The 25,020-nt window shown below is 60.5% G+C and carries 23 protein-coding genes and 1 riboswitch; of the genes, 9 read left to right on the top strand and 14 right to left on the bottom strand.

Annotation, left to right across the window (positions count from 1 at the left end):
• Positions 1 to 69 precede the first annotated feature (69 nt).
• Positions 70 to 663 (top strand): nitroreductase family protein, encoded by a 594-nt coding sequence (locus L4923_RS11735; protein ID WP_239365084.1) that lies wholly within the window; start codon positions 70 to 72, stop codon positions 661 to 663.
• Positions 664 to 670: 7 nt separating this feature from the next.
• Here L4923_RS11735 and L4923_RS11730 read toward each other — a convergent pair whose 3' ends face one another.
• On the bottom strand, positions 671 to 1,552 hold the full coding sequence (locus L4923_RS11730; protein ID WP_239365081.1) for an HpcH/HpaI aldolase/citrate lyase family protein: 882 nt from the start codon (positions 1,550 to 1,552) through the stop codon (positions 671 to 673).
• Positions 1,552 to 2,004, bottom strand: coding sequence for a MaoC family dehydratase (locus L4923_RS11725; protein ID WP_239365078.1), 453 nt, complete (start codon positions 2,002 to 2,004; stop codon positions 1,552 to 1,554). The genes L4923_RS11730 and L4923_RS11725 overlap by 1 nt, the downstream gene beginning before the upstream one ends.
• A gap of 150 nt (positions 2,005 to 2,154) precedes the next feature.
• On the opposite strand from L4923_RS11725, the gene L4923_RS11720 reads away from it, so the two are divergent.
• Complete coding sequence (locus tag L4923_RS11720; RefSeq protein ID WP_239365075.1) at positions 2,155 to 3,276, top strand: DUF2336 domain-containing protein; 1,122 nt, start codon at positions 2,155 to 2,157, stop codon at positions 3,274 to 3,276.
• 53 nt (positions 3,277 to 3,329) lie between these two features.
• On the opposite strand, the gene L4923_RS11715 is transcribed toward L4923_RS11720, so the two are convergent.
• Both L4923_RS11715 and parE read right to left on the bottom strand, forming a co-directional pair.
• Positions 3,330 to 5,390 carry an FUSC family protein gene (locus L4923_RS11715; protein WP_239365073.1) on the bottom strand — a complete coding sequence of 687 codons (2,061 nt, stop codon included), beginning with the start codon at positions 5,388 to 5,390 and terminating at the stop codon, positions 3,330 to 3,332.
• Positions 5,391 to 5,465: 75 nt separating this feature from the next.
• Positions 5,466 to 7,529, bottom strand: a complete 2,064-nt coding sequence (gene parE, locus L4923_RS11710) for a DNA topoisomerase IV subunit B (protein ID WP_239365071.1) — start codon at positions 7,527 to 7,529, stop codon at positions 5,466 to 5,468.
• A 215-nt stretch (positions 7,530 to 7,744) separates the two neighbouring features.
• Here parE and L4923_RS11705 point away from each other — a divergent pair, with 215 nt between their 5' ends.
• A complete protein-coding gene (locus L4923_RS11705) occupies positions 7,745 to 8,917 on the top strand; it encodes a GGDEF domain-containing protein (RefSeq protein ID WP_239365069.1) in 1,173 nt (390 codons plus the stop codon).
• A 127-nt stretch (positions 8,918 to 9,044) separates the two neighbouring features.
• Here the strand turns inward: L4923_RS11705 and gcvP are convergent, their stop codons facing one another.
• The 4 genes from gcvP to ald all read right to left on the bottom strand — a co-directional run bounded on the left by gcvP (position 9,045) and on the right by ald (position 14,931).
• The gene (gene gcvP / locus L4923_RS11700) at positions 9,045 to 11,858 is read right to left on the bottom strand and encodes an aminomethyl-transferring glycine dehydrogenase (RefSeq protein WP_239365068.1); all 2,814 of its coding nucleotides are present in this window, start codon (positions 11,856 to 11,858) and stop codon (positions 9,045 to 9,047) included.
• A 15-nt stretch (positions 11,859 to 11,873) separates the two neighbouring features.
• Positions 11,874 to 12,242, bottom strand: a complete 369-nt coding sequence (gcvH, locus tag L4923_RS11695) for a glycine cleavage system protein GcvH (protein ID WP_239365067.1) — start codon at positions 12,240 to 12,242, stop codon at positions 11,874 to 11,876.
• A gap of 8 nt (positions 12,243 to 12,250) precedes the next feature.
• On the bottom strand, positions 12,251 to 13,351 hold the full coding sequence (gene gcvT / locus L4923_RS11690) for a glycine cleavage system aminomethyltransferase GcvT (RefSeq protein ID WP_239365066.1): 1,101 nt from the start codon (positions 13,349 to 13,351) through the stop codon (positions 12,251 to 12,253).
• Between the two features lie 155 nt (positions 13,352 to 13,506).
• Positions 13,507 to 13,593: riboswitch (glycine riboswitch) on the bottom strand.
• Between the two features lie 222 nt (positions 13,594 to 13,815).
• Positions 13,816 to 14,931 (bottom strand): alanine dehydrogenase, encoded by a 1,116-nt coding sequence (gene ald / locus L4923_RS11685; protein ID WP_239365065.1) that lies wholly within the window; start codon positions 14,929 to 14,931, stop codon positions 13,816 to 13,818.
• A gap of 159 nt (positions 14,932 to 15,090) precedes the next feature.
• Here ald and L4923_RS11680 point away from each other — a divergent pair, with 159 nt between their 5' ends.
• Both L4923_RS11680 and L4923_RS11675 read left to right on the top strand, forming a co-directional pair.
• Positions 15,091 to 15,564 (top strand): Lrp/AsnC family transcriptional regulator, encoded by a 474-nt coding sequence (locus tag L4923_RS11680; RefSeq protein WP_024924815.1) that lies wholly within the window; start codon positions 15,091 to 15,093, stop codon positions 15,562 to 15,564.
• Positions 15,565 to 15,650: 86 nt separating this feature from the next.
• Entirely contained in the window at positions 15,651 to 16,913 is a 1,263-nt protein-coding gene (locus L4923_RS11675) for an NAD(P)/FAD-dependent oxidoreductase (protein WP_239365064.1), read from the top strand.
• On the opposite strand, the gene L4923_RS11670 is transcribed toward L4923_RS11675, so the two are convergent.
• Positions 16,888 to 17,547 carry a 5-formyltetrahydrofolate cyclo-ligase gene (locus L4923_RS11670; protein ID WP_239365062.1) on the bottom strand — a complete coding sequence of 220 codons (660 nt, stop codon included), beginning with the start codon at positions 17,545 to 17,547 and terminating at the stop codon, positions 16,888 to 16,890. The genes L4923_RS11675 and L4923_RS11670 overlap by 26 nt on opposite strands.
• 213 nt (positions 17,548 to 17,760) lie before the next feature.
• Here L4923_RS11670 and L4923_RS11665 point away from each other — a divergent pair, with 213 nt between their 5' ends.
• Complete coding sequence (locus L4923_RS11665; RefSeq protein WP_239365060.1) at positions 17,761 to 19,740, top strand: bifunctional 2',3'-cyclic-nucleotide 2'-phosphodiesterase/3'-nucleotidase; 1,980 nt, start codon at positions 17,761 to 17,763, stop codon at positions 19,738 to 19,740.
• 49 nt (positions 19,741 to 19,789) lie between these two features.
• Here L4923_RS11665 and L4923_RS11660 read toward each other — a convergent pair whose 3' ends face one another.
• The gene (locus tag L4923_RS11660; RefSeq protein WP_239365058.1) at positions 19,790 to 21,046 is read right to left on the bottom strand and encodes an SAM-dependent methyltransferase; all 1,257 of its coding nucleotides are present in this window, start codon (positions 21,044 to 21,046) and stop codon (positions 19,790 to 19,792) included.
• A 284-nt stretch (positions 21,047 to 21,330) separates the two neighbouring features.
• Between L4923_RS11660 and L4923_RS30920 the strand changes: the two genes are divergently transcribed.
• Both L4923_RS30920 and L4923_RS11655 read left to right on the top strand, forming a co-directional pair.
• Positions 21,331 to 21,459, top strand: coding sequence for a hypothetical protein (locus L4923_RS30920; RefSeq protein WP_275448367.1), 129 nt, complete (start codon positions 21,331 to 21,333; stop codon positions 21,457 to 21,459).
• Between the two features lie 123 nt (positions 21,460 to 21,582).
• Positions 21,583 to 21,873, top strand: coding sequence for a Dabb family protein (locus L4923_RS11655; RefSeq protein WP_239365055.1), 291 nt, complete (start codon positions 21,583 to 21,585; stop codon positions 21,871 to 21,873).
• A 34-nt stretch (positions 21,874 to 21,907) separates the two neighbouring features.
• Here the strand turns inward: L4923_RS11655 and L4923_RS11650 are convergent, their stop codons facing one another.
• From L4923_RS11650 to L4923_RS31210, 4 genes are all read right to left on the bottom strand, one after another.
• Entirely contained in the window at positions 21,908 to 22,828 is a 921-nt protein-coding gene (locus L4923_RS11650; RefSeq protein ID WP_239365358.1) for a type VI immunity family protein, read from the bottom strand.
• Between the two features lie 127 nt (positions 22,829 to 22,955).
• Positions 22,956 to 23,375, bottom strand: a complete 420-nt coding sequence (locus L4923_RS31215; protein WP_425530941.1) for an MFS transporter — start codon at positions 23,373 to 23,375, stop codon at positions 22,956 to 22,958.
• Between the two features lie 139 nt (positions 23,376 to 23,514).
• A complete protein-coding gene (locus L4923_RS11640; protein ID WP_239365049.1) occupies positions 23,515 to 24,108 on the bottom strand; it encodes a hypothetical protein in 594 nt (197 codons plus the stop codon).
• On the bottom strand, positions 24,105 to 24,812 hold the full coding sequence (locus L4923_RS31210; RefSeq protein WP_425530936.1) for an RHS repeat-associated core domain-containing protein: 708 nt from the start codon (positions 24,810 to 24,812) through the stop codon (positions 24,105 to 24,107). Before L4923_RS31210 ends, L4923_RS11640 begins: the two co-directional genes overlap by 4 nt.
• Positions 24,813 to 24,830: 18 nt before the next feature.
• On the opposite strand from L4923_RS31210, the gene L4923_RS11630 reads away from it, so the two are divergent.
• On the top strand, positions 24,831 to 25,020 hold a 190-nt coding region (locus L4923_RS11630; RefSeq protein ID WP_239365046.1), incomplete at its 3' end, for a hypothetical protein.

Here is a 25,020-nt window from a genome sequence, read left to right as displayed (position 1 = left end):
TTGCGCCGTTGCCAGAGCAGCCGATGCCCATCGCGCGCTTCAGCCCAACCCAATTCAGGAGAACCGCGCATGACGCAGCCGATCCTCGACTACCTGCTGACCCGAAATTCTGCTCCCATCCCGGAACTGAAGGCGCCGGCGCCCTCGGATGCCGAGATCGCCACCATCATCGCGGCTGCATCGCGTGTGCCGGATCATGGCAAGCTGGAGCCATGGCGTTTCATCCTTTATCGCGGCGAGGCGCGCGTGGAGGTCGGCAAGAAGCTTGTCGCACTTGCAGAGAGCCGCGAGGGGCCGCTCAGCGACGTTCGTCGCGATCAGGAACTCGCCCGCTTCTCGCGTGCACCTCTTGTGATTGGGGTCGTGTCGGTGCCGAAAGCTCACCCGAAGATCCCGGAATGGGAGAAGTTCCTTTCGGGCGGCATGGCCGCAATGAACCTCATGATTGCCGCCAACGCGCTGGGCTACGGCACCAACATGATCAGCAACTGGTATTCCGATGTGCCGGAAGGACGCGCGATCCTGGGGCTTGCACCCGACGAGCGTGTCATCGGCTTTGTCCATATCGGAACATTTTCCGGCACTGCGCCGGAGCGCCCAAGGCCGAATATTTCGACTCTCTACGCGGATTATGCCGGACCGTGGAAGGCACGCGCCGACTAGGCTTACGTTATTCGCCGACGCCTGCTGCCTTGGCCCGTGCCAGCAGGCGTTCGGCTAGCCGCAGATGCGGGCGGTCATACATCTTGCCCTCGATGCCGACGACGCCCGGATTGCCGGCGGCGGTGAAGGCCGCGACGATGGCGACAGAGCGTTCGACAGCCTCTTTGGATGGTGTGAAGGCTTCGTTGATCACCGCCACTTGGGCCGGATGGATCGCCATTTTGGCGGTGAAGCCATCACGCTCGGCCTCGACGCATTCGGCCTCGAAGGCGGCCATGTCGCTGAAGTTCGGAAATACCGTGTCGACAGCCGCAACTTCAGCAGCTGAGGCGGCAAGCAGCGTCATCGTGCGGGCAAGTCGAAAGACGTCGGTGTAACGACCGTTCTCGTCTCTCGCTGTGCGGGCACCGATCGCCGCCGACAGGTCTTCCGCGCCCCAGGTGAGGCCCGACAGGCGGCTGCTTGCGCCAGCGTAACTGGCCGCAGCCAGCACACCCGTCGCCGTTTCGGTAATGATCGGCAGAATACGGATGGCGCCATCGACCAGGCCTGCGCGCGCTTCTTGGACACGAAGCTTGGCCGACAATTGCTGTATATCTTGCCCGCTGTTCGATTTCGGCAGCATGATGCCGTCTGGCTTCGCGCCGACGACCGCGACCAAATCGTCGTCGGTGAGACCAGTGGTCAGATCATTGACACGAACATAGACGGCTGCCTTGGTATCCGTGCGGTGATGGCTGATGAATCCCGCAGCAACCTCGCGCGCGATCGCCTTGTTCTGGGCTGCGACCGAATCCTCCAGATCGACGACGACGACGTCCGTTTCCGAAGCGAACGCTTTTTCCAGCTTGCGTTCGGAATCACCCGGAACAAACAGCAGCGACCGCATCAGGCCGGCCTCTTGAGCATCATCGCCTGGCGGATGCATTTGGCGACGAGCACATTGTCCTGGTTGTAGGCGCGGTGTTCGAATTCGACGATGCCGCGGTCGGGCTTCGATTTCGACTCCCGCACCGAGACAACCGTGGTCTCCACGCGGATCGTGTCGCCGTGAAAGACCGGGTGCGGGAAGGTCGTCTCCTTCATGCCCAGATTGGCGACCGTGGTGCCGACGGTGAGGTCATTGACCGCGATGCCGATCATGAGACCGAGTGTGAACAGGGAGTTCACGAGCGGCTTGCCCCATTCGGTCTTGGACGCGAAGTCGAAATCGATGTGCAGCGGCTGCGGATTGAGCGTCATGACCGAAAACAGCATGTTGTCGCTCTCGGTCACCGTCTTGCGCAGCGTGTGTTGGAAGTTGCGGCCGACGGTGAACTCTTCCAGATAAAGACCGGGCATGGTGATCCTCCATTTCCCGCTTGATAGGCTTAGCGGAGGGGGGCCGCAAGCTGGTTAAAATTTATGGTGAACGCTTCGTAAACCATTTCTGCCTAACGTCTTTTTCGGGTTTGCCGGATTGTGTGCCGGCTGGGGTATGAAATGGTGGGCATGGTTGTTCCTCATTTTCTGAAATGGGTCGGCACAGCAAGGGTCTCGGAGCGTGCGGCGGCCGCAAGTGCGCTGGCGCGCGCGTACGTGAATCGTGATCTTGCCTTTGAGGATCGTTGTGCGGCCGAGGCTGCCTTGACCCTGCTGCTCGACGATGCCTCCTCCAAGGTGCGGGCTGCCATGGCCGAGGCGCTCTCGATGAGTCATCACGCCCCAATGCAGATCATCGCGGCACTGGCTTCGGATCAGCCGGAGGTAGCCAGTCTGGTTCTCGCACGCTCGCCGCTGCTGACCGACGCTGATTTGATCGACCGGGTCGCCAGCGGCCAGAAGGCGACGCAAGAGCTGATCGCGGATCGGCCGGCCGTTTCGATGACGGTCGCCGCGGCGATCGCCGAGATCGGCGAGGCCGCGGCCTGCGTGACGCTGCTTTCCAATCCAGGTGCAGCGATTGCTTCGATGAGTTATCGCCGCATTGCCGAACGTCATGGCCACGTGCCGGCAGTGCGCGAAGCGCTGATTGCGCATAACACACTGCCCGCGGATTGCCGCCACATGCTCCTGGTCAAGCTGGGCGATGCCCTGAAGGGCTCGCCTCTGGTGCTGGCGCTGATGGGGTCGGCGCGCGCTGAGCGCGTGTTGCGTGATGCCTGCGTCAAGGCCTCCGTCACCCTGATCGAGAGCACGCAGGCAGCCGAACATCCTGCCCTTGTCGAGCACCTGCGCCTGCGAGGCGACCTTACGGCCTCCTTCATCATTCGCACCGTGGCGCATGGCAAGGTCGATTTCTTCGGCGCGGTGCTGGTGGCACTCACCGGCCAATCGGAACAGCGGGTGAGGGCACTTCTCGCTGGCGGCAACGATGTCGCGCTGCAGGCGCTCTTCACTTCCGCGGGACTATCGGCTGGCATGCACGGCGTCATCCTCAGAGCACTGAAAGTGTGGCGTGAGGTCGCCAACGGCAAGCGCGTCGCCGGAGTGCAGGAGGTAAGCTGGCTGATGCTCAAGGAATTGGGTGGACAGCAGGCTAGCGGCGATTTGGCGACCCTCATAAAGTCCATCCACCTGGACGCGCTGCGCCAGAATGCGCGCGGTCATGCATTGGCCATTGCCGCCGCATAAACCTTGCTCAATATCGCGCTTCGCACCAACGGTAGCCGTGGACAGGTCCGATCTCAGTCCTTGCGAAAGAAGTCCGGATAGTCTTCGGCTGCCGCGGCAACTACGCGCAGCGAGGCCGCGCTGCGCAACGCGTCCGGCGTTCCCGCGGCAGCAATCGCAGTCGCGTCTGCGCGCATGGTGGCGATGCTGGCGGTCCAGGTCTCATTCGGCATTTGCACGAGCAGGTTGCGTGCCAGTTGCCGCAGGAAATCGCTGATGTTTTGCGTCATCGCCGAGGGGAGGCTTCCTGCTTTCTGATCGATGCGCAGGCGCAGCAGTTCCAGTCCCACCATCACCGAAGCAACGCTGCCGTCGAACAGGGCTTCACTCTTGCGGCCGGCCTGCTGCATCAGCGGCATCATCTGGTTGACGCGGTCATAGGCGAGGCTTTCGAAGGCAGAACGGCGCGGAATGCGGTCGTGCAGGCACAGCCGCACCAGATCCTCACGCATGGCATCGGCAATGCGGCGTGCGGTGGCGATGGGATCGACCGGCAACACGACCATGAACACACCGATGGCGATCAGGATGCCGACCAGGACTGAAATCGAGCCGGCGAAGAAGGCGACGGGATCGTAACTCATGCCCTGGTGCGGGTTGAGGAAGGCAAGAAAGTTGATGGCAAAAGCGGTCGCGGCGCCGACAAGACGCGGATTGGCCATGCCGAGAGCCGCAGGCACCAGGATCGGCACTACGAACAATACGAACCAGCCAAAGCCGGGCAGGGCCGGCAAAGCAAGTTGGCCAATGACGAAGGCGACCGGCAGCGCCAGCAAGGTGCCCTTGAAAAAACCCCAGGAGACCTGAGCCGGGTTCGGCCTCGATGCGAACAGGCTCGATACGACCGCGACGAGGATCAGCGTGCCGGCCGCTTCCGACCAGCGGGTAGCCAGCCAGAAACTGGCGACGAGCATAGTCGCCACCGTGGCGCGGATAGCGTTGCGCCAGGCCGCATGATGGTCCCGATGCACGATCAGCGCCGGCTGCCGGCGTTGGCGCATGGCCTTTTCGGTGGTCGGCCGGCGCACGGCATCGAGACCGCGCAGCACCTCGCGGAGCGATTGCGCAAGTTCGCCGGCGACGGTGAGGCGAGTGATCGTTCCCACCGGATCCTGACTGTCATTCGGGACGCGATCGGGAGCGTGCAGGGCTTCGTTGGCAATCGCGGTGAGCTCGGCCTCCCAGTGCTTTGTATCTTCGAGCGAATTCGGCGTTTCGGCGATGTCGGTGACCAGCGCTTTCAGTCGTCCTCGCACGGGCAGGAGGGCGGCATTCTGCGGCGCAGCGTGAGTATGCAGCATGCGTGCCGCCGAAAGGGCGGAAAGCAGATGGCCGATGGTCCGCCGCACCGGGTGCGCGCGCGTTGCCACGCTGGGTGCCTCCAGTCGCGCATAGGCGCGCATTTCGCCCAGCGTCTGCGTGTCGGCGACCAGCTTGCGGTAGAGTGCGTCTAGCTTGGCGGGTTCAGCTCCGGTGAAAGCTCCGCGGGTATAGGTGGCAAGGTCGAGGATACAGCGTTCAAGGCGGGCCTTGATCGCGGAGCCGGCGAGCCGCGGCAGGATCAGCCGGCTGGTCACCGCTGCGCAGACGATACCGAGGATGATTTCAAGGCAGCGGGCGACGGCGAGGTCTGTAACTAGGTGGGATTGCCCGAAGGCAGGCAGGCCGACGATCATCGCGGTGTAGCCGGCCAGTGCCGCACCATAGGCTTCCGGATTCCGCAATAGCGACGAGACGAGCGTGCAGAGCCCGATCCAAAGCGAAAGAACGGTGACGAAGAGCCAGGGGTTGCCGCCGAAGGCAAAGGTGAACCCGACAGCTGCCGCCGCGCCGACAATCGTGCCGACCAGTCGATAGAAGCCTTTCGCCAGCACCATGCCGGCGACCGGCTGGGCGACGATGAAAACGGTCATCATCGCCCATTGCGGGTGTTCGAGTTTGAGAGCGTAGGCCGCCAGGAGTGCGATCAGACCGGCGGAGGTGGTGCGCAGCGCGAAGATCCAATCCGAGCGGGTCGGCTGAAGCGAGCCGGCGAATGTCGCGCCAACCCATTCCTTCAGCTTCACCCAACTCACCACGTCATCTCCGGAGCGAAATCAGAGGCCGTTTGTAGATCGTGGATGCCGGCTTGATGGATTTCAAACGCTTTCTCAGATATCCAGGGCGTCGGCAGCCGCAAATTCGGCCCGTTCCTGGATGAACCGGAAGCGTGCTTCGGGCTTGGTACCCATCAGCGCGTCGACCGCATCCTTGGTCACGGTCTCCTCGTCCAGCACATCGACCCGAAGCAAGGTGCGCTTCCTCGGGTCCATGGTAGTCTCCTTGAGCTGGCTTGCCATCATCTCGCCGAGGCCCTTGAAGCGACCGATCTCGACCTTGCCGCGTCCAGTGAATTCGGTGCGCAGCAATTCGTCCTTGTGCGCGTCATCGCGGGCATAGGCGATCTTGCCGCCCTGGCGAAGCGAATAGAGCGGCGGAACGGCCATGAAGAGGTGGCCACCGCGGATCAGGTTCGGCATCTCCTGATAGAAGAAGGTGATCAGTAGCGAGGCGATGTGGGCGCCGTCGACGTCGGCGTCGGTCATGATGATGACCCGGTCGTAGCGAAGATCCTCGTCTCGGTATTTGGAACGCGTGCCACAACCCAGCGCCTGGACGAGGTCTGAAATCTGCTGATTGGCTGCGAGCTTGTCGCTGCCGGCGCTGGCAACGTTCAGGATCTTTCCGCGCAGCGGCAGAACAGCCTGCATGGCACGGTCGCGTGCCTGCTTGGCCGAGCCTCCGGCCGAGTCGCCTTCGACGATGAACAATTCTGCGCCAGCTGCTGCGTTCTGCGTACAGTCGGCAAGCTTGCCGGGCAGGCGCAGCTTGCGCACGGCGCTCTTGCGCGACACTTCCTTTTCCTGGCGTCGGCGCACACGTTCGTCGGCGCGGGCAATCACCCAGTCAAGCAGCTTCGAGGCTTCCTGCGGATTGTCCGCCAGCCAATGGTCGAACGGGTCACGCAGCGCGGTTTCGACGATTCGCATGGCTTCGACCGTGGCCAGCTTGTCCTTGGTCTGACCGACGAATTCCGGCTCGCGGATGAAGATGGAGAGCATGCCGGCGGCCGAAATCATCACGTCTTCCGAGGTGACGATGGACGCGCGCTTGTTGCCGACCAGATCCGCATAGGCGCGCAAGCCTCGGGTCAGCACGTTGCGGAAGCCCATCTCGTGGGTGCCGCCTTCGCCGGTCGGGATGGTGTTGCAGTAAGAGTTGAGGAAGCCGTCGCCGCCATACCATGTAACGGCCCATTCCAGCGAGCCGTGGCCGCCCTGCTTTTCGCTCTTGCCGGAGAAGATTTCGCGCGTGACCTGCATCTCGTCGCCGAGCGAGGCCTTCAGGTAGTCGCCGAGACCGCCCGGGAAGTGGAATTCCGCCTTGGCCGGTGTCGGGTCCTTGTCCTTGATCAGCGACGGGTCGCACGACCAGCGGATATTCACGCCACCGAACAGATAGGCCTTCGAACGCGCCATACGGTAGATACGGGCCGGTTCGAAATGCGCGCCCTTGCCGAAGATGTCCGGATCAGGATGAAAGCGGGTCCGCGTGCCGCGCCTGTTCTGCACATCACCGAGGAATTCGAGCCCGCCCTGCGGGATGCCACGCGAAAAGCGCTGTCGGTAGAGTTTGCGCCCACGCGCGACCTCGACCTCCAGGTCATCCGAAAGCGCATTGACCACAGAAACGCCGACGCCGTGCAGACCGCCCGAAGTTTCATAGACCTTGGAATCGAATTTGCCGCCGGCATGCAGCGTCGTCATGATCACTTCGAGTGCCGACTTGTCTTTGAATTTTGGGTGCGGATCGACCGGAATGCCGCGGCCATTGTCGGTGACGGTGAGGTAGCCGTCGGCGCCCAGCTCCACCTCGATGAAGGTGGCATGGCCGGCAACCGCTTCGTCCATCGAGTTGTCGATGACTTCGGCGAAGAGATGATGCAACGCCTTCTCGTCGGTACCGCCAATATACATGCCAGGCCGGCGCCGTACCGGCTCCAATCCCTCCAGGACTTCGATGTCGGCCGCGCTGTAGCCCTCGCTGCCATCCTTGGGCACGCTTTGCGTGCGCTTGGCTGCCTGCACGAGCGGATCGGCAGGGCGCGCATTGGTGCGCGCCGGCTGCTGTGGTTGTTTGTCCGGATTGCCGAAAAGGTCGTCCATTTCGTCCATACTTTGAAAACGAATCAGGAAATGATACTGCCACGTTTTGCGGACCGGATCACAGCAGTTCGTGTTCCGTTCATGGCTTGCGAATGCTCTAGCCCGAATGGAGACGTCTCGTAAACCATCTCGCGACTTTCTCCTGAGCCGGGGCACCAGGATGCCGCAAAATGGGCGATGATGGCGTACAATGTACGCCGTTGTGATAGCGGGGAAGCGAAACAATGCTGGACTATCAGTCCTTGCTGCTGGCGGCAGCATTGTCCGGCATATGTCTCAGTGTGACGATGCTGGTAATCTGGAGCGCGATGCGCCAGAGCCATTATTTTCTCACGGCTTCCGTCGGCTTGATCGTCATTGCGGCGCACGTCATTGCCTTCTGGCGTTATACCAACGATCCACAACCTTGGATCGGCGCGCTGCTGATGGCACTTCTGCCCAGTGGTTTTGCGCTGGTTCTGGTGGCCGCCGGGCAGTTCTACGGCCACATCGATATCGCGCGGAGGGTGTTGGCCGTGGTGGCCGCGTCCGTTCTTTCGACCACGTTCCTGATGATGGTGGGCCTCGACGGCGTTGCCTTCATGGTCGAATACGCTTTTGCCACCGTGCTGCTGATATGGGTGGGCTGGGTTTTCTGGCAGGCGAGGGAAGAGTTTCCGGCCCTCATCACTTTGATGACGGTTTTGTTCGCGATCTGCGCGATGTCATTTGCACTATGCGGTCTTGTGCTTTTGCTCAACGGAAGCTGGGTGCTGGGGAAGGCGCCCGACAATTGGGCCGAACGCGTCAACATCATCGTTTCGGTGGCATGTCTTACTGCGCTCGGTGCGCTGCCGATGACCATGCACAATCTGCGGGTAGCCGCGCGGCACCGCAACGAGGCGCTGACCGATCCGCTGACCGGCCTGCAGAACCGCCGCGCCCTGGTGGACAGCTACCCAGACAAGGCGTTCGGTGAGGAACTGGCGGTCGTGATGTTCGATCTGGACCACTTCAAGAGCACCAACGATGCCTATGGCCACTCGGCCGGCGACGAAGTGCTGAAACGCTTCGCCGACGTCATGAGGATGCATCTGCGCGCCGGTGACAGCGCGTTCCGTCTCGGCGGAGAGGAATTCGCGCTGGTGATCGCCCGTGTCGAGGGGAACTATGTCGAGGCAGCGGCCCGGAACATCCTGGCCGATTTCGCCGGGCAGGATATCCACACGCAGGTCGGAGTGTTGCGTTGCACCGTCAGTGCCGGCGTCGCTTTCGGATCGATGAAAAAAGCCACGCTCAGCGAAATGCTGACCCGCGCCGACCGCGCCCTCTACCAGGCCAAGCGGGCCGGCCGTAATCGGGTGGTGGTCGATGGATGGATCACGGAGCCGACGCGACGGCCGGCATTGCGTGCCTAGAGCTTTCCGTTTTTGAAGGAAAACGCTTTAACTCTTTGTTTCCACGCAACTCCTGACGGAAATCACTTTCCCGGAATTGCCCTGAACCCCTCGCAGCGGCTGCGAGGGGCCCAATAAGCTGGGCGCCTTATTCGGCGGCGCCGAGATATTCAGACACCGGCGGGCACGAGCAAACCAGGTTGCGGTCACCCGCGACATTATCGATGCGCGACACTGGCGGCCAGTATTTGGCTGCGGTGTCCGGATCGGCTGCCGGATAGGCGGCTTCCATCCGCGAATAAGGATGGGCCCACTCGCCGGCGAGCGTCTCGGTTGCCGTGTGCGGGGCGTTGACCAGTGGATTGTCCTCCTTCGGCCATTCACCCTTGGCGACCTTGGCGGCTTCGTTGGCGATCGAGATCATCGCCTCGCAGAAGCGATCGAGCTCGTGCTTGGGCTCCGACTCGGTTGGTTCGACCATCAGCGTGCCTGCCACCGGCCAGGACATTGTCGGTGCATGGAAGCCATAGTCGATAAGACGCTTGGCGACGTCGTCGACGGTGATGCCGGCACTCTCCTTCAGCACGCGCGTATCGAGGATGCACTCATGCGCGACGCGCCCGTTGGCGCCCTTGTAGAGCACCGGATAGTGCCCTTCGAGCCTTCTGGCGATGTAGTTGGCCGACAGGATCGCGGCCTCGGTCGCCTGCTTGAGGCCTTGGGCGCCCATCATGCGGATATACATCCAGGTGATCGGCAGGATCGAGGCGCTGCCGTAAGGCGCTGCAGAGACCGGATAGTCGGTGCCAAGGTCGATGTGCCCAGGCAGGAACGGTGCCAGATGCGACTTGACGCCAATCGGTCCGACGCCTGGGCCGCCGCCGCCATGCGGAATGCAGAAGGTCTTGTGCAGGTTCATGTGGCAGACGTCGCCGCCGATGTCGCCCGGACGAGCGAGGCCAACCAGCGCATTGAGGTTGGCGCCGTCGAGATAGACCTGCCCGCCATTGTCGTGGATGAGCTGGCACAACTCCCTCACACCTTCCTCGAACACGCCGTGCGTCGAAGGGTAGGTGATCATCAAGGCCGATAGGTTGGCGGCATGGGCGGCCACCTTGGCACGCATGTCCTCCATGTCGATGTCGCCGCTTTCCATGCAGCGCACCACCACCACTTCCATGCCCGCCATCGCAGCGCTGGCCGGATTGGTGCCGTGCGCGGAGGAGGGAATGAGGCAGATATTGCGGTGTGCTTCACCGCGCGAGGCGTGGTAGCGGCGGATGGCCAGCAAGCCTGCATATTCGCCTTGGCTGCCAGCGTTCGGCTGCAGCGATACCGCCTGGAAACCGGTGATCTCCGCCAGCCAGCGCTCGAGATCGTCGGTCATCGCCTTGTAGCCCTTCGAATGGGCCTTCGGGGCGAAAGGATGCATGTTGGCGACACTCGGCCAGCTGACCGGGATCATCTCGGCGGCGGCATTGAGCTTCATGGTGCAGGAGCCGAGCGGGATCATGGTGCGATCGAGCGCCAGATCCTTGTCGGCCAGCTTGCGCAGGAAGCGCATCATGTCCGTCTCGGAGCGGTTCTGATGGAAAACCGGCTGGGAGAGGAAACCCTTCATGCTGCGCGGCTTGCCGGGCAGGGCACGTTCAGCCTTGTCGGAAACCGTCGCGCCAAACAGTGCGGCAATCGCCTGCAGGTCGGCTTCGGTCGAGGTCTCGTCGAAGCAGATGCCGACGAGATCGTCGTTCACCATGCGCAGCAAGCGCCCGTCGGCCTGGGCTTCCTTGGCTTTCGCCTTCGCCTGTCCCTTCAGTTCGACCGTCACCGTGTCGAAGCGGCTGTTGCCCAGGACAGTATGACCCTTGGCCTTCAAAGCCGCGGCCAGGCGTGCCGTCAGGCTGTGAACATGCTCGGCGATACTCTGCAGGCCTTCCGGACCGTGCCAGATCGCATAGGCTGTAGCCATGTTGGCCAGCAGCGCCTGCGCAGTGCAGATGTTGGAGGTCGCCTTGTCGCGACGGATGTGCTGCTCGCGTGTCTGCAAGGCGAGGCGGAAGCCTGGTCGGCCCTTGGTGTCGACCGACTGGCCGACCAGACGCCCCGGCATCAGGCGGGTCAGCTTGTCTGAAACGGCGCAATAGGCAGCGTGCGGGCCGCCGAAGCCGATCGGCACGCCGAAGCGCTGCATGGAGCCGACCGCGATATCGGCGCCGAGGCTGGCCGGCGTGTCGCTGACAACGAGGGCAAGCGGATCGGCGACGAAGATGACGATCGCGCCTGCAGCCTTGGCTTCGGCGATCTTGGCGGAATGATCGCCATAAACGCCGTAGGTGTCCGGCCAGGCGACGACGAGCGCTGCGGTGCTCTCGTCGATGGTTTCGCCGTCGACTTCGATGTCCAGCGGTTCGGCGCGGGTGACAACGACATCGCGGGTCTGCGGATGCAGCTTGCCAGCGAACGCGACCTTGGCGCGTTTGTCACGGTGATGGCGGAAAGCCATGCCGACCGCTTCGGCAAGCGCGGTGGCCTCATCCAACAGTGACGCGGATGCCACCGGCAGACCGGTCAACTCCGTTACCAGTGTCTGGAAGTTGAACAGCATCTCCAGGCGACCCTGGCTGATCTCTGCCTGGTAGGGCGTATAGGCAGTGTACCAGGCTGGATTCTCGAACAGGTTGCGCAGGATCACCGGCGGGGTGTGCGTGCCGTGATAGCCGAGGCCGACGAAGCTTTTCAGAACGACATTAGCCGACATCTTTTCTGCGAGTTCCGCCAGGGCTTCCGCTTCGGAAGCCGCCGCCGGCAGATCGAGTGGACGGTCCAGCCGGATCGACTTCGGCACGGCCTGCGAGATCAGCGTTTCCACGGAAGGCACGCCGATCGTCGCCAGCATGGAGCGGGCGTCGGTCACGCTCGGCCCGATGTGCCGGGTGGAAAAAGGATAAGGGGCAGCGGTCATGGTTTCACGTCCTGCTTAGCCGATATGGGCTTTGTAGCCGGCTTCATCCAGGAGCCCGGCGAGCTGGCTTTCATCGGCGAGCTTCATCTTCCAGAGCCAGCCATCAGTGGTAGCGGCGGAGTTGACCAGCGCTGGATCGCCCGAGAGCGCGCCATTCACCTCGATGATCTCGCCGTCGAGCGGCGCGTAGACGTCCGAAGCCGCCTTGACCGACTCTACCACCACAGCGGTATCGCCCTTGGCCAGCTTGCGGCCGACTTCCGGCAGGTCGACGAACACCAGATCGCCAAGCTGTTCCTGCGCATAGTCGGTAATGCCGACGGTGGCGACGTTGCCGTCGACGCTCAGCCACTCGTGATCTTCGGTGAAATAGGTCTTGGCCATTTTGCAAATCATCCTTTGCGGTAACGGTGAGGCGTGAAGGGAAGGGCGCTGACTTCGACCGGAACCTTGGTCCCACGAACATCGGCGAACAGCTTGGTGCCGGCCTTGGCCAGCGGGGTGGAAACGTAACCCATGGCGACCGGATGACCGGCCGAGGGGCCGAAACCGCCGGAGGTGACGATGCCGGCCGAATTGCCGTCGGCATCGAAGAGAGCGGCGCCGCCGCGGACCGGCTGGCGGCCTTCAGGCTTTAGTCCGACGCGCTTCCGGCCGGCACCCTTTTCAAGGATGGCACGTAGCGCTTCGGCGCCGATGAATGTTCCGGAAGCACGGATTTCCTTCGGTACCGCCCACATCAGGGCGCCGCTTACCGGGTCCGTATCCGGGCTGATGTCGTTGCCATGCAGGCAAAGGCCTGCTTCGAGCCGAAGGCTGTCACGAGCGGCAAGACCGATCCACATGGCGCGCTCATCGGCCAGTAGCCGAGCGACCAGTGCGCGTGCGTCCGCTTCCGGCAGGCCGATCTCGAAACCGTCTTCGCCGGTATAGCCCGACCGGCTCATGAACCAGTTCGGCCTGGGCTCAAAACCGTGCATGAAAGTGAGCGAGCTGCCGTCGATGCCGGCCTTGGCCAGGGCGGCTTCGGCTTCCGGTCCCTGGATGGCGAGAAAGACGCGGTCGAGCGGTTCGACCTTGGCGTCGAAATCCTTGGCAATCGCCTTAAGATGCGCTTCGTCGGCGACGGCGTTGCCGGCATTGGCGACGACCATGAAGCGGTCGGCACCCAGTCGGGTGACGATCAGGTCATCGAGGATGCCCGCCTCCTCGTTCAGGAAGAAGGTAAGCTTGGACTGCGAGACTTGCAGCGCTTCGGCATCAATCGGGCAGGCACGGGTGAGCAGGGCAGTAGCGCCGGCGCCGCTCACCGCAAACAGTTTCATATGTGAGATGTCGAACAGCCCGACATGCTCGCGCGTATGCTGATGCTCCTTCATGACACCGGCCGGGTAGGTCACGGGCATGGACCAGCCGGCAAAGGTACCGAATTTGGCACCTGCGGCCTGATGCAGATCTTCGAGTGGAAGGGTTTTGGTGGCGTCGCCCGTCATGTCTTCTCCAGAGCAGCACAATGATCGGCCGCTGGATGCGACCGCTCCGTGCCCCTCTGTCTGAAGCCTGAGAGACTCGCGCCCCGGAACCCTGTCGGAAGCGCTTACACCTTCGGCGCGAGGGTTTTGGCTGCCCTCGACTTTCCAGAGTGTCTTTCCCGTCTACGGTTCTTTTGCCTGAGAGATTTCGGGCGATTTCCCCTTCGGCGGCAGCTTTCGCTGCTCTCTCCCGCAAACAGGTGAGGCTTCTCGCGAAGCCCCAGACGACTCATCCTTAGCTTGGCCGCGACGGATTGTCACCTCTCCGCGACAGATTTTGTCGAGGCTTGAAACATCTTTGGCCGCCTTTGCACCGGAATGTGATTGCGCAAGTCGGCGTTGCTGCAAAAAAAAGCCGCCGAAACGGGAGCGCTTGGGCGGCACAGGAGGAAAATCAAAGCGGCGTTCGTTCGCCGCCATTCAGGTCAAGCAGCGAGGACGGCCTTCGGCTCGACCATCTCGTAGCCGAGTGCTTCGGCGACGGCCTTGTTGGTGATCTTGCCCTTGTGGACATTGAGACCATTGCGCAGGTGGTGGTCGTCGACGATGGCCTTCAAGCCCTTGTCGGCAAGCTGCAGACCATAATGCAGCGTGGCGTTGTTGAGCGCATGCGCCGAGGTGACGGGCACGGCACCGGGCATGTTGGCCACGCAATAATGGATGATGTCATCGACAACATAGGTCGGCTCGGCATGCGTGGTGGCATGCGAGGTCTCGAAGCAGCCGCCCTGGTCGATGGCGACGTCAACCAGCACTGCGCCTTTCTTCATACCCGACAGCATTTCGCGTGTGACCAGCTTCGGCGCGGCTGCACCCGGGATCAGCACGGCGCCAACGACGATGTCGGCCGAGAAGCACTCTTCTTCCAATGCCTCGACCGTCGAGTAGCGGGTGTGAACGCGGCCGCCGAAAATGTCGTCGAGATAACGCAGCCGCGGGATGGAGCGGTCGAGAATGGTGACGTCGGCGCCAAGGCCAGCAGCCATCTTGGCTGCATGCAGACCGACGACGCCGCCGCCGATGACTGCCACCTTGCCCGGCAGCACGCCCGGCACACCGCCGAGCAATACACCGCGACCGCCATTGGCCTTCTGCAGCGCGGTGGCCCCGGCCTGGATCGACAGGCGGCCGGCCACTTCGGACATCGGCGCCAGAAGCGGCAGGCCGCCGCGGTCGTCAGTCACGGTCTCGTAGGCGATGGCGGTAACGCCCGAAGCCAGCAGGCCCTTGGTCTGTTCCGGATCGGGAGCGAGGTGGAGATATGTATAGAGGATCTGACCTTCGCGCAGCTGCACCCATTCGTTCGGCTGCGGTTCCTTGACCTTCACGATCATGTCCGACTTGGCGAACACATCCGCTGCCGTCTTGGCGATTGCGGCACCTGCGGCGCGATAGGCGTTGTCGTCGGCACCGATGCCGGCTCCGGCGCCGGTCTCGACCAGCACTTCGTGGCCATGGGCGACATATTCACGGACCGAGCCGGGCGTCAGGCCGACCCGATATTCATGGTTCTTGATTTCCTTGGGGCAACCGACACGCATGTTGAGTGATCTCCTCTTGGTCCTTATGGACCTTCTCCCTGTAGGGGGAACAGTGAACCACCAATCGGGTTGCATGTGTTTGCGAATGTACTTGCCGACGAGACCTCTATTCGATAATCGTTGCGCAAAATAGTCACTTTTTCGCAGGAATCGCGAAGAATGCCTTTAGACAAGATTGATATCGCCATTCTGGACACGCTTCAGAAGGATGGCCGGATACCCAACGCGGCGCTTGCCGAGCGTGTCGGCCTGTCGCAATCAGCCTGTTCACGCCGGCTCGACAATCTGGAGAAATCCGGCGCCATTCGTGGGTATCATGCGCGCCTGTCGAACGCCGCGCTCGGCCACCAGATGACTGCGATCGTGCATATATCGCTCTCCGGTCAGTTCGAGAAGACGCTGTCGGATTTCGAAACCGCGATCAAACGATGCCCGAACGTGCTGTCCTGCCACCTGATGTCCGGCGAATACGACTATATCCTGCGCATCGCGGCACGCGATCTGGCCGACTACGAGCGCATCCACAAGGAGTGGTTGTCGGCCATGCCACATGTAACGAAGATCAACTCCTCGTTCGCGTTGCGCGAAATCGTCGACCGTACGGCGATGGGGCTGAAGCCGGAAATGGCATAGCTGGCAAAACCAGTCTGCATATCGGTACTGCTTGAAATCGAGCGCTTGCGCCCGCATGTTTGTTGCGATGCACAAAAGGTATTGCGATGAACAGCGAACCTCATCACGTGGTCGTGGTCGGCGCCGGTTTCGGCGGCCTGGAATTCGTCAGGGCGATCGCCAAGGCGCCGGTGCGCGTAACGCTGATCGATCAGCGCAATCATCATCTCTTCCAGCCGCTGCTCTACCAGGTCGCTACGACCTCGCTGGCGACGTCCGAGATTGCCTGGCCGATCCGGCATCTCGTTCGCCGGGAGCAGGCGGTGACGACGCTGTTGGCAACAGTGAATGGCGTCGACAAGGAGAACAAGCGGGTGCTGCTCTCCGACGGCAGCCGCATCGCCTATGACACGCTGGTGTTGGCGACGGGGGCACGGCACGCCTATTTCGGCCATGACGAATGGGAGGAGTTCGCACCCGGCTTGAAGACGCTGGAAGATGCGACCACGATCCGCCGTCGCATGCTGCTGGCCTTCGAGCGGGCCGAGCGCGAAACGGATGCCGCGGTGCGCCAGGCTTTGCTCACCTTCGTCATCATCGGTGGCGGCCCGACCGGCGTTGAGCTTGCCGGCACGATCGCCGAACTGGCGCATGCGACGCTGCGCGGGGAATTCCGCAACATCGATACCCGCGACACCAAGGTTGTCCTGATCGAAGCCGGTGACCGGATATTGCCGGTGTTCCGGCCGGACCTTTCAGACTATGCCAAGTCCGCGCTGGAGCGGCTTGGCGTAACTGTCGAACTCGGACGTCCCGTATCGGCCTGTGATGCCACAGGTGTGGTGTTCGGCGAGCAGAGATTGGCTGCGCGCACAATCATCTGGGCTGCCGGCGTTGCAGCCTCGCCGGCAGCGCAATGGCTCGATGCGGAGGCCGATAGGGCGGGCAGGGTGGTCGTCGAAGATGACCTGACCGTGCCCGGACATCCGGAAATCTTTGTGGTCGGTGACACTGCATTGGCAAAGCGCGGCGATGGTCGCCCCGTGCCCGGCATCGCGCCCGCCGCCAAGCAGGCCGGACGCCATGTCGCTGCTACACTCAAATCGCGGCTGGCCGGCGACAAAGCAAGACGGCCATTCGTCTACAAGCACCAGGGCGATCTTGCTACGATCGGCAAGCGGGCGGCCGTGATCGACTTTGGCCGCTTCAGCGTGACCGGCTGGCTGGCGTGGTGGCTGTGGGGCATCGCCCACATCTTCTTCTTGATCGGCCTGCGAAACAGGATTGCCGTGGCGTTGAGCTGGCTATGGATCTACACGACCGGCCAGCGCAGCGCGCGGCTGATCACGCAGGGCAGGCAGTCTCCGTAACCACAACATCCATCGGGATATCGTGCGGCTGCGGGTAGATGGTCGGGATGCGCTGCATTTCGTACCCAATACCGATCACCAGCGGCTTGCGTGGCAGCGAGGCGAGCGTGCGGTCGAAGAAGCCGCCGCCGTAACCCAGCCTGTATCTGTCGGGGTCGATGCCTACGATCGGCGAGATGACGACATCGGGAACAACCGGATCGCCTTCGGCCGGAATCGGGATGTTCCAGACTCCGCGTTCCAGCCTGTCGCCATGCCTGTAGGCGCGGAAGATCAGCGGCTGGCCTTTTTCGACAACGATCGGCAGCGCGGTGCGGCCGCCACGTTCATTCACGCTTTCCATCCAACCACGCAGGTCCGGTTCGCCGCGAAATGGCCAGTAGAGGCTGATCATTTTGCCGGCAACATTGCCGATAGCGGCATCGAGCCCTTCGGCGATGCGTTTGGCCATTTTGGTGCGGGTATCGGCGGAGATCGCGAGCCGTGCAGCAATCAGCCTTTCGCGTTCGGCCTTGCGCCAGCGCCGCACGTCGCTCCAGTCGGAAAGCGGCTGCTGGAAGGTCGGGTCGAGCTCATGCATGAAGCAGGGTGGCGAAGCGTATTGCGCCGGTGTCGTGTCGTCATTGTCGCTCATGCCGATCTCCCTGTGTCGATCGTCCCTTCGCAAGCCTATGCCTGCGTGGTTGCGCCAGTTTGTCGTATCACGACATATCCGGGCTCCGGAGGTCGCAATTCTGGGTCTTTGGTCGCACGAGCGTCATGTGAGCCTGCTGGACTTGGCTTGCTTTTGGCGCGAGATTTGGGCCGGGCGGCAGGGGAACAAACGCAAGTGAAGAGATCACCCATCATGTCCGAACCGCTCCGATCGATTTCCCGCCGTGCGCTGCTTCAGGGGGCGGCCGCTACCGGAGCGCTGATCGTGCTGCATCCCTTTTCGGCAAGCGCTGCGGCCAACCAGGCGCATCTCAGGATCATGGAAACGACTGACATCCATGTGAACCTGTTGCCCTATGACTATTACGCCGACAAAGCGAATGACACGCTGGGCCTGTCGCGCACTGCCTCTCTGATCGAAGCTGTGCGCAAGGAGGCCGCCAATTCGATGCTGATCGACAATGGCGACCTGCTGCAAGGCAGTCCGATGGGTGATTACGTCGCTTATGAGCGCGGCATGAAGGAAGGCGATGTCCATCCTGTCATGAAAGGCATGAACCTGCTTGACTATGCCTGCTCGACGTTGGGCAACCACGAATTCAACTATGGTCTTTCGTTCCTGGACAAGGTGTTGGCCGGAGCCAATTTCCCATTTGTGTGCGCCAATTTGATCCGCGGCACGGAAAAAGCCGCCAATCCGCGCGACGACAAGCTTTACCTCAAGCCTTATCTGATCCTCGAGAAAAGGCTGAAGGATGGGGCAGGTGCCGAACATCCGATCAAGATCGGCGTGATCGGCTTCGTGCCGCCGCAGATCCTGGTGTGGGACGCCAAGAACCTCGCCGGGAATGTTCTGACCCGCGACATTGTCGAAGCCGCGAGGGCCTGGGTGCCGCAGATGAAAGAGGAGGGCGCCGATATCGTCATTGCACTCTCCCATTCCGGCATCGACATCAAGCAAGCGGACATGATGGAGAATGCCTCTTACTTCCTGGCGGGCGTGGAGGGCATCGATGCTGTCTTTACCGGCCACCAGCATCTGGTCTTCCCGGGCAAGAAGGATTTCCAGCAACTTGCCGGCGTCGACGCGGAAAAGGGCACCTTGCAGGGCAAGCCAGCCGTGATGGCAGGCTTCTGGGGCTCGCATATGGGTATGATCGACCTGCTGCTCGAACGTGACGGCGGCAAATGGCGGGTCGTTTCGGCGACGTCGGAGGCGCGGCCGATTTTTGAGCGCGTCGACAACAAGAACAAGGCGGTCGTCGAGGATGTGAGGAGCGTGGTCGATGCGTTGAAGGTGGATCACGAGGCGACGCTTGCCTATGTGCGCCGCCCGGTCGGCAAGACGTCCGCGCCGCTCTATTCCTATTTTGCTTTGGTGGCCGACGATCCATCCGTGCAGATCGTCAGCCAGGCACAAAGCTGGTACCTGAAGGACATATTAAAGAGCACACAGTGGAAGGACATGCCGCTGCTTTCCGCTGCCGCGCCGTTCAAGGCCGGTGGCCGCGGAGGCGCCGATTACTATACCGACGTGCCGGCTGGCGATATCGCCATCAAGAACGTTGCCGACCTCTATTTCTATCCAAACACGGTGCGCGCGGTGGAGATCACTGGTGCGCAGGTGAAGGAATGGCTCGAAATGTCGTCCGGCATCTTCAGGCAGATCGAGCCCGGCAAGGCAGACCAGCCGCTGATCAACACCGATTTCCCGTCTTATAATTTCGATGTGATCGACGGTGTCACCTACAGGATCGACCTGTCGCAGCCGCCGAAATACGATGCCAAGGGCAACGTCATCAATGCCGGCTCAAGCCGAATCAAGGACTTGATGTTCAACGACAAGCCGATTGATCCGGCTCAGAAATTCGTCGTCGCCACCAACAACTACAGAGCCGGTGGCGGCGGCAATTTCCCGGAGATCAACGAAAGCAAGGTGATCTACGAGGCGCCGGACACCAATCGCGACGTGATCGTGCGCTACATCGTCGCCGAAGGCACCATCAATCCTTCGGCCGACGCCAACTGGTCCTTCCTGCCGTTGCCGGAGACAAGCGTCGTGTTCGAGACGGGTGCGAAAGCACGTGATTTCATCAGCCAGGTCAAGACACTGAAGATCGAGCCGGCCGGCGAGGGCGAGAACGGCTTCGCCAAATATCGCATCCTGCTGTGATGAGAACAAATCCACGGCCGCCCTTTCAAGCGGCCGTGAACCAACAAGCTCAAGCCTTGTAGACGACCTGGCGCACGTCGATGTAGCTCGCGCGGAAACCTGCTTCGCAGTAATGCAGGTAGAACTCCCAAAGCTTCTTGAAACGGTCGTCAAAGCCAAGCGGCACGATCCGTTCCCATGAAGCCCAGAAGCGTTCGCGCCATTCGGCAAGCGTGCGGGCATAATCCTGCGCGAAGACGCGCTCGCGCAGATAGGCCAGGCCATGATCGCTACCGAGCGATTTGAGGATCGTCGGCGTCGGCAGCATGCCGCCCGGGAAGACGTAACGCTGGATGAAATCGGGCCGCGCGCGGTACGTCTTGTAGGCGGCTTCGTTGATGGTGATGATCTGGAAACCCGCGGTGCCTCCGGGCTTCAGGCATTCCTTCACCTTGCCGAAGAAGGTTGGCCAGTACTTCTCGCCGACGGCTTCGAACATCTCGATCGACGCGATCCGGTCGTATCTGCCGGTCTCATCGCGATAGTCCTGCAGCTTGATGTCGACCTTGTCGGCAAGGCCGGCCCGCTGGATGCGCGCCTTGGCGAAATCATGCTGCTCGCGGCTGATTGTGAGCCCGGTGACGCGGCAGCCGATTTCGCGCGCAGCGAATTCGGCGAAACCGCCCCAGCCGCAGCCGATTTCCAGCACATGATCCGCAGCACCGATGCCGGTGTCTTTGGCGAGCGCACGATATTTGGCCACCTGTGCGCTTTCGAGATCGTTGGCGCCGGCGGAATAGAGCGCCGACGAATAGGTCATCGAGGGGTCGAGCCATTTCTGGTAAAAGGCGTTGCCGAGGTCGTAATGCGCGGAAATGTTGCGCTTCGAGCCGGTGCGCGTGTTTTCGTTCAGCCAGTGGCGGATGCGCTGCACCGTGTTGACGATCCAGCTGGCACCGCCGGCCACCTTTTCCCCGGTTTCGGTGTTGACGACGAACAACTCCAGGAAGCTCGTTACGTCCGGGCTTTCCCAGTCGCCATCCATGTAGGATTCGGCGACGCCGATGGTGCCGCCAGCAAAGGCGCGGCCGGGCAAGCGCCAGTTCTTCAGCACCAATTCGGCGTTGGGGCCGGGCGCTTTGCCTTCCACAAGCACGGCGCGCCCATCCGGCAGACGCACTTTCAGCGAACCGCGCGGCATCGCCATTGCCGCCTTGAACACCATGCGTGCCTTGGCCGGAAGCCCCCTTACGATATCGGAGAAATTTCGTTCGTCGAGGCGGATCGCGTCCGTTGTCGGGGCAGCATCTTGTTTGCTCTCGGTCATAAGTCCCCCTGCTGTTCAGGAGCTCTTCCCTCTGTCGCTCCTGCGGACCCATCGCCGCTTCGCCACGCACGGCCTGCGCTGCGCGGTCTCCTCTCGAAACAACGAGCGGCGCTCAGCCGGGCCCGTCCTTCGAGGATGAATCCATTGAGGATTTTCTATCGTGCCGTGGCTGCTGGCAAGGGGCAGGCGCGCAGCGTGTTTAGGGCAACGAAAAAGGGCTGAAATGCCGCCGAACAAGGGCGGCGATTATGAATGTGGTAATCGAAATCGGTTAGCCTGCGATCATGCGTCTTGTCATCCTTATCGCTGCGATCGCCTTCTTCCTGATCTGGGACGGCCTCTACAACCAGGGCCGCTACATGGATGCAGGAGTAAAGAGCGCGAAACACGCGATCGCCTACGTCACCGGCTGATCTCGTCAATCGGATGCCGCGACAACCTGCCGGTTGACGCCAGCCTGCGCCAGGCTCAGAAGCTGCTCCAATCAGGAGCGCCTTGCCGCACGATTTCAACCGCGGGGCGCCATGGAGACAGCATTGATCCGGCATATCGTTTTCTTCAGCGTGCGGCCCGACCAGGATGTCGAAACGGTCCGTTCCGGCTTGCTCGAGCTTGGACGGATCCCGCATTCGCGGCTATTCGAAGTGACGCTCAATTCCAAGGTCGACCCTATGTGCGACAGGATCGACATCGTGGTCTATGCTGAGTTCGAAGACGCTGCGGCCCTCGCGGCCTACAAGGCGCATCCCATCTATGCCGAAACGACCAACAAGGTGCGTCCGATGCGCGAACTGCGTTTTTCGGCAGATGTTGTGGCGGCGGGGTAGGGCGTAATTTCTATCTGATCTGATGTCGTTACCGCTAGTGTGCGTCAAACCGCGCCAGATAGGCGTCGACGCGATCGGGATGATCGCCGCCGAACATGAAATTATGACCACAAGTGGCTGGAAAACGGATCGGCTTCAAAAAGGCGGCGACGGCCTTGTAAACGGCCAGATCCTCCTGGGCGTTGAGATCGCCCCAGATGGGCTCCGACCCGGCTGTCACGGTGGTGAAATTAGCTCCTTTGTGGACATTCACACCTTCGGTTTTTTCCAATGCATCGAAAGAGCCCGGCAAACGGGTCAGGAATTCATTGCCGATCAATGTGCGCCAACCGATATCGGCAATGCCTGGCTCCTCATCGGCCTTCCATCGATGGAATGACCCCTTGCGCCGAATGCCCTCGATCACCATGTCCGCGCGAATTTCCAGCGCTGCCCTGTAACGCTGCGATGCCTGGCCGAGCATGAAGTCCAGGCTGCTCTTGTAAGGCGGCAGGAAGAACCCAAAGCCCATGACACCGCAGATGAGCGGCGTGGCTTCCAGTTCCGACAGCACCTTATCGGCAAAAACCTTGTTTGCAGTGGCATCTGTGGGGAGGGCGATTTCCAATGCCGTTGCCGATTTCTGGTTTTCGATGCCGAAATAGGGCAGGGCGGGATTGTCGAACTCGGCCGGCAACAGGCCATATCGCCTCAGCCCGTCGCTGTATTTTGCTTTCGGCCTTTCGAAGAACTTGCGCCCTTCCTCCAGCAAATCAGGCTTCATCCACTTGATGACGCCCTTGTGCTTGTCGAAGTTATACGAGGTTACGTTCGCGGCTTCGCCATAGTCCGTCTCGAATTGTCGATAAATGGCAGCGTAGCTCGACTGGCTTCTCTTGTCCGCAAGGTCGCCTTCGACGATGGCTAGAATCCGAAAAGCCGGAACCGCCATCGGATCGTTTTCGTAAGTCAGCATTTTAGCCAATCGGCTCTCAAAATCAGATGCAAGTGCGCCCATCAATCAGGCTTCGACAGTTTCTGCTGCGCCCACCCAATGGCAGCTTCTATCGTCTAGAATATCGCGGTATTGGCGTTCCTATCCATCAGTTGGCTTCTGCCGCTGCCAACCTGAAAGATAATAATGCAGCAGTGCTGATTAAAAATACGGCTACGAAGCACCCGCGCCAACCTACAGATTCCAAAACAATCGAGCTAAATGATGACCCCAATGCTGCGACAATCGAGATTACCGCCATCGAAATTCCGATCAGTAATGACCGTGGTCGAGCACTATAGTCGTTAGAGATTACTACTAGAGAAAGCGTTATTATGCTGCCTGCAGACATTCCTTGAAGTGTTCGAAACAACGCAAAAGATACGAAAGCCCAAGATGCTATACAGAGGGCAGAGGTCAATGCCAGCCCGATGAGTGCGACCCCTATGGCTGATCTTGCGGTATGTGGCCCAATGAAGCCCCCCAGCAGAAAACCGACAACAGTCGATAGAAAGAAAGCTACCGTGATTGTGGTACTGTCAAGTGCCGAAAAAGCGAACTCATATGAGATTATTTTTCGGCGGTGGTAATAAAGACGCTACATGCTACTGATGAAATAACAGAAAGCAGGATTGCGGTGATTATAAAATAATTTAGCCATGAATTTTTCATTTTCCGATACTTGAGAGGAAGGCGTCCGCCCGAAAAATAAAATCTCTCATTAAGGACCCTTCTTCAGATATTATCCGCTCAATCTCTTTTCTAGCACCTTCGTAGTCTCTTTTAAATATTCTTATTGCAACAGCTGCTTCGGGTGGTTCGCCTGATTCCGAGAATTTTTTCAATAGTGCATCGATTCCACCGAGTGAATCAATAATGAATTCAGATTCATCAATTGTTCTTTTGGCAAATTCTTTCGTATTCTCTTGATCTGGTTTGAATTCAATCGACTTTATACGGAAAAATTTAATTGAGGCAGCTCCGAGAAGGATCGTCCTTAACGAGATATTCTTTGTTTTTTCATTGGTTTTATCTTTCGGATATTCGTCGACAGCGTATACAAGCTCATTAAGCGGTACGAAAACAACTGAAATATCGGTTGTTATGGTGTCGCTTGAAGCGTTTCTGAAAACGAAATATTCATAGATGACGCCGTCTACCTTTTTATCAAAACTGTATGTTACGTATGACATTGTCTTGCAGCCATATTCGAGCATGGCTGAAGTGATCTCTTTGACTTGCGTTTCTGTTGTTTTCTTCATTGGATGGAGCCGATAGATTCGGGAGTAGCTCTGAGCCAGCTATCCCTAGGTAGGGTAATCTTCGTCCCCGGAGTCACCACTCCAGGTATATTAGGGGCATTTGGGCCCGTGAATTCTATTTCCTGCCCACTTTGAATAGCTTTTCTTACTTGAGCTTGTCCTTTTGAAAGGGTTGTCCGTCCTCCTTTTGATTCTATCACGTATATTCTGTTTCCCTTGACCGCAATTTGATCTCCGAATGACACTACTTTTCCCCCAATGCGAATTGTAACATTCTCGTGGACTGTGTAGCCACGGCTCCTCAGAGTTTCCGTCACTCGCCTTTGAAATGTGCTGCCTGGTCCTGGAAGCCCATTTCTTGGCAGGAATTTGCCGTCACGTCCCCTCGCTTGCAGACCTAGCGGATCCGTCCAAAGATTTGGGTTGAGTACATATCCCTGCGGTCTATCTCCACCTGCCAAACCGATTGGATCGGGACTGACATATTGAGCAGTTAGTGGGTCGTGGTGGCGGTGGCGATTGTAGTAGAGGCCGGTCTCGGCGTCTTCATACTGACCTGGGAAGCGCCATGGACATAGAGGCTCAGTCGGCATCGGTTCGTGCGAGGGCTTGGCGACGAGGGTGCCGTAAGCGCGTGTGGAACGCGCGTCGCCCCAAACGTGGTGCTCCGTCGCCCAGACGAGATTGCCCTTTTCGTCAAACATCTCCTTTGGCGTGCCGAGATGGTCACAGACGATTGGGAAAAGCGCCGGAGTGGCGAGAGCCGAGCCGTTCGGCAGCTTCGCTCCGGCCGGCAGTTCTTTGGCGAGCAGGCGGTGCGTTGCGCCTTCGTCCTCCTCGCAGTGATGGCGAGGCAGACGCCGCTTGCGGCCGTGGCGGCGCTAGGGGTCACCCAGATCATCGCCTATGGCA

It is taken from the genome of Terribium retamae, assembly GCF_022347545.1.
Classification (GTDB): Bacteria; Pseudomonadota; Alphaproteobacteria; order Rhizobiales; family Rhizobiaceae; genus Mesorhizobium; species Mesorhizobium retamae.
Note: the sequence above shows the minus strand (reverse complement) of the source record. Positions and strands in the feature narration are given on the sequence as shown.